Below are 8,555 nucleotides of genomic sequence, written 5' to 3'. Positions count from 1 at the left end.
ATGCGGTGCATCGCAAGGCGGAGAGGCGCCCGCATACTGGATGTATTCGGGCGTTTCGACAACGCGGCGAGGTGCCGTGGCTGTCGTCGTGCGCCCGCCGGGAATTGCGGGACAGCCCTTAGAAAGCTGTGGCCGCCGTACCCGGCCATGCCCCGCGGCCCAACAGGTCGAGGATGAGTGCGGCAATGTTCCACGCGTCGTCCTCGCCGCGGTGATGACGTCCCTCGAGCGGCAGTCCGGCGATCTGCAGAGCCTGGTCCATGCCGGGTTTCCTGCGCAGCCCGTAGGCCGCGGTGAATACGGCCTTGGCGTTGGTGTGGGTGCGCTCCGTCGGATGGCCGAACGGGTAGGCCACCTCGTCAGCCTGACTCTGCCGAGCGAACTGCCGACGGTCGTACTCGCCCCAGCTCGCCCAGGGGCGCTCTCCAGCCTCGTACTCCTCGACGAGGATCCGGCATGCCTCGGCGAAGGAGACCCCCCGGTCCACCTCAGCTTGCGTCAGCCCCGTCAGTTCAGTGCAGAAGTCGCTCACCATCGATCGGACGGGTCGGACCAGGACACGGTGCCGGGACACACGGCGCCCTGCCGCCAGGTCCACGACGGTGAGACCGATCTCGATGATCTCGTTCACAGAGCCGGGCGGCGGCGGCCCGTCCCAACAGGTGGCTTCCACATCAATGACGTTCAGCAGGGCGGATGCGTGGCGCATGGGACCGAGGGTAGGGACGCTCGCGGGCTACGGCACCTCAGTTCTTCCGCCGGTCCACGCCGTCACCGTCACTGACTCCTCCGACGCGAATCTCACGGCTTGCAGTCGTTCCGTAGATGATCTGTGGGACCACCACCGCGCCGAGCTCGTCGTCGATGCACTCGACATGCCCCCGGCCGCGTGGGCTGCGATCCGGCTGCGTGATCCACAGCGACCGTGGCAGTGAGTACACCTTGACCTGATTCCGTTATCGCATAGCCGAGTTGCTCCTGCGCCAGGGCTGCGAACGTACCGGATCCTGCTTCGACAACACCGCCGCGGTGAGGTTCTGGGCCCTGCTCATGGAAGAGACCGGCCTCCCCCGTACGGACAGCGACAAGCCGCTAGACGCCTCAGCGCGTCGCGTAATACAAGGCGTTGTGAGCGGCATCCGGCAGGTAGAGCACATCGCGACCGTCCGAATCCCGTCGCACCGCGAGCCGGTCGGCGCTCACCCCCGGCGCGGCCGACTGCGCGGTCCACATCCCGTCCGCCGACTGGGTCGCCGCGAAGACCCGGTCGGTACCCGAGGTGGTCACGTAGTAGACCCGCTTGGTGTCCGTCTCGTCCCAGGTGATGCCGAGGGCGGCCGCGGTCTGTCCTCCGGCGTAGACGGTCTTGCCGATCCAGCCGCTACCGCTCGGATAGGCGTAGTACACGCGGAAGTGACCACCGCTGACCGCCGAGCGGTAGCGGTAGGCGACCTTCGGGGTGGAGCCGTCGAGGGTGAGCTTGGCGCTCTGCACCGCGGGGCCGGTGTACGCGTTGTCGATGCTCCACTCCTCGCCCGCCGTGAGGTCCTGGACGACGTCGGAGGTGGCGGGCGTGACCGGGGTGGTGACGGTCATGTGCGTACTGTCCGCGAAGGCGCCGGTGGACGGGTCGTAGGACAGGTACGAGAGCTGGTGGCGGAACGCGGTCGCCGGCGCCTTCGCCCACTCGTAGAGGAGGTGCACGCGGCCTGACGCGTCCACCGCGAGGTCGTCGGGGTACACGGAGCGGTGGAGCGCACTCGCGAAGGTCGCCACGACGCTCCAGCGGGAGTTGGCGTTGTCCCAGTGGTACAGCTTGCCGGGGCGCTGGTCGGAGCCGGTACCGACACGGGCGGCCAGGTACAGGTCGCCGTTGGGGGCGGTGGTGACGACCGGGTAGGTGATGCCCACGCCCTGGTCGGGCAGTTCGGACGCGTGGTCGGTGACGTTCCCGCCGGGAGCCTCGGTGCGGAAGTAGCGCCAGGGGTCGGCATGCATGGAGGTGAAGACGTGCAGGCGACCGCTGCCGTCGCGGGCCACCGACGGCTGGTTGTGGCCGTTGTCGTCGGGGAACTCGGCCTGCTGCCCGTCACTGTTCAGCAGCGGCAGCCGGCTCCAGACCCCGTCCGGGTCGCGCCGTGCGATGGCGGGCCGGTGCGTCGCGGCCGTCGAGCCCGGCTCGTTGAAGGCGAAGTACGTGTACTGCCCGCGGCCCTTGTACGTGGCGACCGGCGTCCACCAAGCGGCCTGGTTCGACGCGTCCATCGCGTACGGGACCTTTTCGACCACGGTCACCGCGGCTACGGAGGTCTGCGCGGTGGAGGCCCCCGCGGCGGGGGCGGGCAGGAGAAGACCGGCGAGGGCCGCGGCCAGGGCGGTGTGGATACGTACCGTGAGGCGTCGCAACTTGAGCTCCTTCGCGGGTGCTGATGCGGGCGTGGGAGAGGACGCGAACGGCGGCGGCACTCCGCCACGCCGGCGCGGTCGTCGTGCGGGGTGGGACGGAGCGGGGCCCGGCGAGGCGTGACGCGCCTGCCCGGCCGCGGGCCAGGCAAAGCGTGCCGCGCTCGCCGGGCCAGGGCCACGGCGCTCGGCTCAGCGCTTGATGAGCGCGGCGGCCTCCTCGCCGGCCCGCTTCATCGCGTCCTTCGGCTTCGCCGTGCCGACGAGGACGGCCTGGACCTGCTTGGCGACGGCCTCCTCGATCTGGGAATTCTGCGCGAACTGCCAGAACGGGCTGCCGGTCGCGGTCTTTGTGATCTTCTCGGTCCACTCCGTGGTGAAGGTGTCCTTGGCGACCTCAGGAGCGGCCAGACCCGCGGTGGTGGACGGCGGCAGTGCGCGCGCGGCGAAGTACTCCGAGGTGGTGGCCCGGTCGGTGGTGGTGTGCAGCGCGAACTCCGTCGCCGCGTCCTGCCCCTTGCCCTGCACGATCGCGATCACACCGCCCCACAGCAGCGCCTGCGGCGTGTCCCCGGCCTTGAGCACCGGGCGCTCCATCGGCTGCATGGCGCCGGCCAGCGTCTTGTCCTTCGACTGGGCGGAGGTCACGCCCTTGCCGATGATCGCGTCGTCGTAGAAGGCGGCCTTGCCCTGCCCGAAAAGGGCACGGGCATCGAAGCGGTCCACGTCTGCGGCGATCAGCTTCTCGTCGTGCAGCTTCTTGTACCAGGTGACCGCGTCGACCGAGGCGTCATCGCCTATCGTGACCTTCCCGCCGTCGAGCAGCTTGCAGCCGAACGTCTGCATCCACGGGAAGATGTCCTTGAGCTGCGCCACCTTGGTGGCGGCGGCGTACGGCACGACTCCCCCGCCGAGCCCCTTCAGCTCGCGCAGGGCCGCCTCGAACTCGTCGACGGTGGTGGGGTGCTTCTTGATCCCGGCCTTCTCCAGAAGCTGTGAGTTGGCGATCACGCCGATCGATCCGGTGTTCCACGGCAGCCCGTACTGCTTGCCGTCGTACATACCGCTCTTCAGCGCCACGTCCGTGTAGCCGCCCTTGCCGGCCACCGATCCCAGGTCGACCAATTTCCCCATCTGAGCCATCGCGGCGAGCCAGGCGATGTCGAGGTGCACCGCGCCTGTCGTCTCCCCGCCGCCCAGCTTGAGGGTGAGCTGGCTCAGGTATTCGTTGTACGGGTACGAGACCGCGCGGATCTTCGACTTCTCGGCCTTCTCCCATGCCGCGATGATCTTCTCGATCGAGGGCTTGGCGGCCTCCTCGTTGAGCGACCAGGAGGTGAAGTCGAAGTTCTTCGACTTCGGGTCGCCGCCGTTGGACGAGGAGCCGGCGCCGGACGGCGCACAGGCGCCGAGCACACCGGCGCCCGCTGCACCGAGCGCGCCGATACCGAACATGCGCAGCGCGCCGCGCCGGCTGATGCCAGAGGTGGTCATGATCTCTCCATGGGAGTGTGCGGGAGGGGTGGTACGTGGGGGGCGCGGGCCGAACCGGCTGGTTCAGCTCTTGACCGAGCCGGCGGTCATGCCGCCGACGAGGTAGCGCTGCAGGAACATGAAGGCGACGATCACGGGGACCGACACCACGAGCGAGGCAGCCATCAGCTGCGGCCAGGCGGTCTGGAATTCGCCGATGTAGGTGGAGACGAGTCCGGGGGGCAGGGTCTGCTTCTCCTTGTCGGCCAGGGTCAGCGCGAAGATGAAGTCGTTCCAGCCGCGCACGAAGGCGAAGAGGCCGGCGGCGATCATCCCCGGCGCGGCCAGCGGCGCCACGATGGAGTGCAGTGTCCGCCACCGGGACGCGCCGTCGATGGACGCCGCTTCCAGCAGGGCGTCCGGGATGGTGTCGAAGATGCCCTTCAGCATCCAGACGCACAGCGGCATGGTGAACGTGGTGAAGGAGAGCACCAGGGCGGTGTACGTGTTGAGCATGCCGAAGGTGGAGAAGACGGTGTACAGCGTCACCAGCAGAAGCGCCTGGGGGAACATCTGGGAGGCCAGCACCAGGTGCATCAGCGACCGGCGCCCCCGGTAGCGGAACTTGGAGAACGAGTAGCCCATGTACGTGGCGACGATCACGCTCAGCACGGCGGTGATCGAGGCCACGACGAGCGAGTTGATCATGTACTTGATCAGCTGGTCGTTCTCGGCCAGGGCCGTGAAGTTGCTGAGGGTGAGATCGGTGGGTATCAGCTTCGGCGGGAACTGAAAGGTCGACTCGGGCGTGCTCAGCGCGGTGGCGAGCAGCCAGTAGACCGGCAGCAGGCCGAAGGCGCCGATGACGACGACCGCGCTCCAGGCGGCGATCCGCGAGCGCAGCAGGTCCTTGCGCATACGGCGCCGGGTGCTGTGCCCGGTCCGCGTGGCGGACGGCTGCGGCCGGTCGGCGGCGGACAGCGGGGTGGAGGTGGTGGAGGTCATCAGGCGTCGCCCTTCCGCTCGGTGATCCTGAGGTAGACGACGACGAGGAGGAGCAGGAGCAGCATCCACAGCCCGCCCAGCGCGGTGGCCCGGCCGATGTCGAAGCCCTTGAAGGCGGTCTGGTAGACGGCGGTCGCGAACGTCTCGGTGGTGCCGGCGGGGCCGCCGCCGGTGAGGACGTAGATGGTGTCGAAGTGCTGGAAGTTCCAGATGAACTCCAGCAGGAGCACGATCGAGGCGACACCGCGGAGCTGCGGCCAGGTGACGGCGAAGAAGCGCCGGATCGAGCCCGCCCCGTCCATCGAGGCCGCTTCGTGCAGTTCCTTGGGGACGGTCTGCAGTCCGGCCAGGAGCATCACCATCATCCAGGGGAAGCTGGCCCAGGTCTTGGTGACGATCACGGCGAGCATCGCGGTGCCGGGCCGGCCGAGCCAGGCCACGGACTCGTCGATGATCCCGGCCTCCATGAGGACGCCGTTGAGCACCCCGTAGTTGGCGTTGAAGATCCACATCCAGAGGAAGGAGACCACCACGCCCGGGATCACCCAGGGGAACAGGAACAGGCCGCGCAGGAAGCCGCTGCCCTTGAGCCCGGTGTTCAACGCGAGCGCGAGCGCGAGGCCGATCGCGAACGGGACGAGCGTCGCACCGACGGTGAAGACCAGCGTCTGCTCGAGGATGGTGAAGAAGTCGCCGTCCAGCCAGTAGGTGAAGTTCTCCAGGCCGACGAACTCCCGGCCCGGAAGCCGTAGATCCTGCTTGAAGAAGCCGGTGAACAGCGCCGACAGCAGCGGGTAGAAGATGATCGCCGCGAACAGGGCGAGGCCGGGCGCTGTCAGCAGCAGGGCGAACGCACCGTTGGAGAGCCGTCCCCCGGTCCGCTGGCCGGGCGGGGGCGCCTTCTGGGGAGGTGCGGCCGTACTCATGGGTCTGTCCTCTCAAGTGATGGTGGGAGCGCCGGAGCCCTGGTGGACGTCGTCCCTGCTGCGGTGAATCCAAGTTGCAGCATGCGGGATCGTTCTCCATATCGTGCGACTGCGTCAACCCTTTTCGTCGGTGAATCACCGATTCCGTACAGGACCGGCGAACACGCCCCACGTGCCACGAACTTGCCCTTCAGCTCACGACGGCCAGACCGGTGGCCGTAACCGGAACTTACAGTCAATCCCATGGGTTGAACAGTGGTTGCACAATATGGATGTGATGTACGTTCAAGGCCGCTCCGCTGCGGCGGGGAGTACCCGAGCTTCACACCAAGGAGGCCGCACCGTGCGGGAAGAAGAGGTCCATTACGACATCGCCGTGATCGGCGGCGGACTGGCGGGGACCTGCGCTGCCATCGCTGCGGCCCGGCTGGGCCGACGCGTCGCCCTGGTCAACAACCGGCCGGTCCTGGGCGGCAACGCCAGCAGCGAGATCCGCGTCTGGGTCTGCGGCGCCACGGCACACGGCGTGCACCGCTGGGCCCGCGAGACCGGGATCATGGGCGAGTTGTACACCGAGAACCAGTACCGCAACCCCGAGGGCAATCCCTACTACTGGGACCAGGTCGTCCTCGACGCGGTCCGCGCCGAACCGAACATCGACCTCTACCTCAACACCGACGTACGCGAGGTCGACGCGAGCGGTCCCGTCGACAGCCGCGAGGTGCACTCCTGCACCGGCTGGATGATGGGCTCGGAGCGCCGCATCACCTTCCACGCGAGCCAGTTCCTCGACTGCACCGGAGACGGCCTGGTCGGCCACCTGGCCGGCGCCCACTACCGCATCGGCCGTGAGGCGCAGGCCGAGTTCGACGAGCCCTGGGCGCCGTCCGAGGCGGACCAGGCGCTGCTCGGTTCAACGATCCTCTTCCACACCAGGGACACGGGCCGGCCGGTGAAGTTCGTGCCGCCCGCCTACGCCAAGGACCTGTCGACCACACCCATCCTGCGCAACCGCATCCTGCGCACCGGTGACAACGGCTGCGACTACTGGTGGATCGAGTGGGGCGGCGAACTCGACACCGTCCACGACAACGAGCGCATCCGCGACGAGCTCCAGGCCGTGATCATGGGGGTCTGGGACCACATCAAGAACTCCGGGCAGTTCCCGGACGCGGCGAACCTCACCCTGGAGTGGGTCGGCAGTCTTCCCGGCAAGCGCGAGTACCGCCGCTTCCTCGGCGACCACGTCCTCACCCAGCAGGACATCCTCCAGCAGCGCCAGTTCGAGGACCGGATCGCCTTCGGCGGCTGGTCCGTCGACCTCCACCCCGTACAGGGCATGTACGCCGAGGAGCCCGGCGCGCGCCAGCGGTACGCAGACGGCATCTTCCACATCCCCCTGCGCTCCCTCTACTCGGCGAACGTCACGAACCTGCACTTCGCCGGGCGCAACATCTCCGCCACGCACATCGCTTTCGGGGCCACCCGCGTCATGGCCACCTGCGCGACACTCGGCGAGGCCGCGGGCACCGCCGCGGCCCTGTGCGTCGCCGAGAACCTCACCCCCCGGGAGCTCGCGTCCGAACGGCCGGAACTGGTGCACCGCACCCTGCTCCGCCAGGACGCCTCCGTGATCGGCCTCGCCGACGAGGACCCCGGCAACCTGGCACGGGCGGCCCGCGTCACCGCCTCCTCCTGCCTGACCCGTCTGGCAGCGGAACCCACGCAGGACGCGCCCGGCGCCCCGTACCCCCTGACCCGCGACCTCGCGCTCCTGCTGCCGGTCGACCCGGCACTCGACACGGTCGACCTGCTCGTCCACGGCGCCCCGGACGGCGGGCCCCGCGAGCTCACCGTGGAACTGTGGAGCACGGGCCGGCCGGAGAACGGGGTCCCCGCCGACCAGCTTCTGACGACCACCGTCACCGTCCCGCCCGGCGGCCCCCACTGGGTCACGGCGCGCCTCGGCCACCACCCCGGGACACCCGGGAACGCGATCCTCATCGTGCGCGCCTGCGCCGGCACGGCCCTGGTCCTTCTCCCCGAGCGCACCGATGGTGTCCTCGCCCTGCGCAGGAAGGCCGAGGGGGACGCGGGCGTCGACCACGACATCCCGGAGGAGGACGGCCAGCTGGTCCTGGAATGGCAGGCCCGCGGCCTGCGCCGGCAGACCTTCGCCTTCCGGGCGGCACCCGACACCAGGGCCTTCCGGCCCGGACGGGCCGTGGGCGGGCACCAGCGCCCTTACGGCGGCCCGAACATGTGGTCCTCCGCTCGGGAGGACGACGCCCGGTGGCTCCGTCTCGACTGGCACGACGAGCAGGAGCTCACCGAGATCCGCCTGGTGTTCGACGACGACGTCGACGAGTACCTCAACAATCTGCACCGCCACCGCACCCCGTTCGAGGTCATGCCGGAGCTCGTGCGCGACTACCGCGTCCAGAGGTGCGACGCCGCCGGCGACTGGCACACGCTCCTGACGGTGACGGACAACCGGCGCCGGCACCGCGTACACGCACTGGAGGCCCCTGACGGCGGTCCCGTACGCACCGGCGCGCTGCGGCTCGTGGTCGACGCGACGCACGGAGCACGGCAGGCGCACGTGTTCGCCTTCAAGGCGTACGGCGCGTAGCCGTACGTGCGAAGGGGGCTGGGGGAGGCAGATCGGCCCCGCGAACCGGAGCGCGCACTCAGGGCGCGTACGGTCGCCACCGCGCTGTACGAGGGGCTGACGGAGGCCGGTCTGAC

Annotated in this window: 6 protein-coding genes; 1 reads left to right on the top strand and 5 read right to left on the bottom strand. The window is 69.2% G+C overall.

Annotated features, from left to right (window positions below; translation table 11 throughout):
- Window positions 1-118: 118 nt before the first annotated feature.
- The 5 genes from ACN6LM_RS36945 to ACN6LM_RS36925 form a co-directional block, all read right to left on the bottom strand.
- Window positions 119-709, bottom strand: a complete 591-nt coding sequence (locus tag ACN6LM_RS36945) for an exonuclease domain-containing protein (protein WP_445069804.1) — start codon at window positions 707-709, stop codon at window positions 119-121.
- Between the two features lie 392 nt (window positions 710-1,101).
- Window positions 1,102-2,406, bottom strand: coding sequence for a BNR-4 repeat-containing protein (locus ACN6LM_RS36940; protein ID WP_445069803.1), 1,305 nt, complete (start codon window positions 2,404-2,406; stop codon window positions 1,102-1,104).
- Between the two features lie 189 nt (window positions 2,407-2,595).
- Entirely contained in the window at window positions 2,596-3,897 is a 1,302-nt protein-coding gene (locus tag ACN6LM_RS36935; protein WP_445069802.1) for an extracellular solute-binding protein, read from the bottom strand.
- Between the two features lie 63 nt (window positions 3,898-3,960).
- Window positions 3,961-4,881 carry a carbohydrate ABC transporter permease gene (locus ACN6LM_RS36930; RefSeq protein ID WP_445069801.1) on the bottom strand — a complete coding sequence of 307 codons (921 nt, stop codon included), beginning with the start codon at window positions 4,879-4,881 and terminating at the stop codon, window positions 3,961-3,963.
- Window positions 4,881-5,807, bottom strand: coding sequence for a carbohydrate ABC transporter permease (locus ACN6LM_RS36925; protein WP_445069800.1), 927 nt, complete (start codon window positions 5,805-5,807; stop codon window positions 4,881-4,883). Before ACN6LM_RS36925 ends, ACN6LM_RS36930 begins: the two co-directional genes overlap by 1 nt.
- 343 nt (window positions 5,808-6,150) lie before the next feature.
- On the opposite strand from ACN6LM_RS36925, the gene ACN6LM_RS36920 reads away from it, so the two are divergent.
- Complete coding sequence (locus ACN6LM_RS36920) at window positions 6,151-8,439, top strand: FAD-dependent oxidoreductase (protein ID WP_445069799.1); 2,289 nt, start codon at window positions 6,151-6,153, stop codon at window positions 8,437-8,439.
- The last annotated feature ends 116 nt before the right edge of the window (window positions 8,440-8,555 follow it).

The sequence above is a fragment of the Streptomyces sp. SAS_281 genome, assembly GCF_052542855.1.
Note: the sequence above shows the minus strand (reverse complement) of the source record. Positions and strands in the feature narration are given on the sequence as shown.

Coding starts and splice junctions, on each gene's coding strand:
- ACN6LM_RS36945 (WP_445069804.1), bottom strand. CDS start 709: ATGCGCCACGCATCCGCCCTGCTGAACGTCATTGATGTGGAAGCCACC.
- ACN6LM_RS36935 (WP_445069802.1), bottom strand. CDS start 3,897: ATGACCACCTCTGGCATCAGCCGGCGCGGCGCGCTGCGCATGTTCGGT.
- ACN6LM_RS36930 (WP_445069801.1), bottom strand. CDS start 4,881: ATGACCTCCACCACCTCCACCCCGCTGTCCGCCGCCGACCGGCCGCAG.
- ACN6LM_RS36925 (WP_445069800.1), bottom strand. CDS start 5,807: ATGAGTACGGCCGCACCTCCCCAGAAGGCGCCCCCGCCCGGCCAGCGG.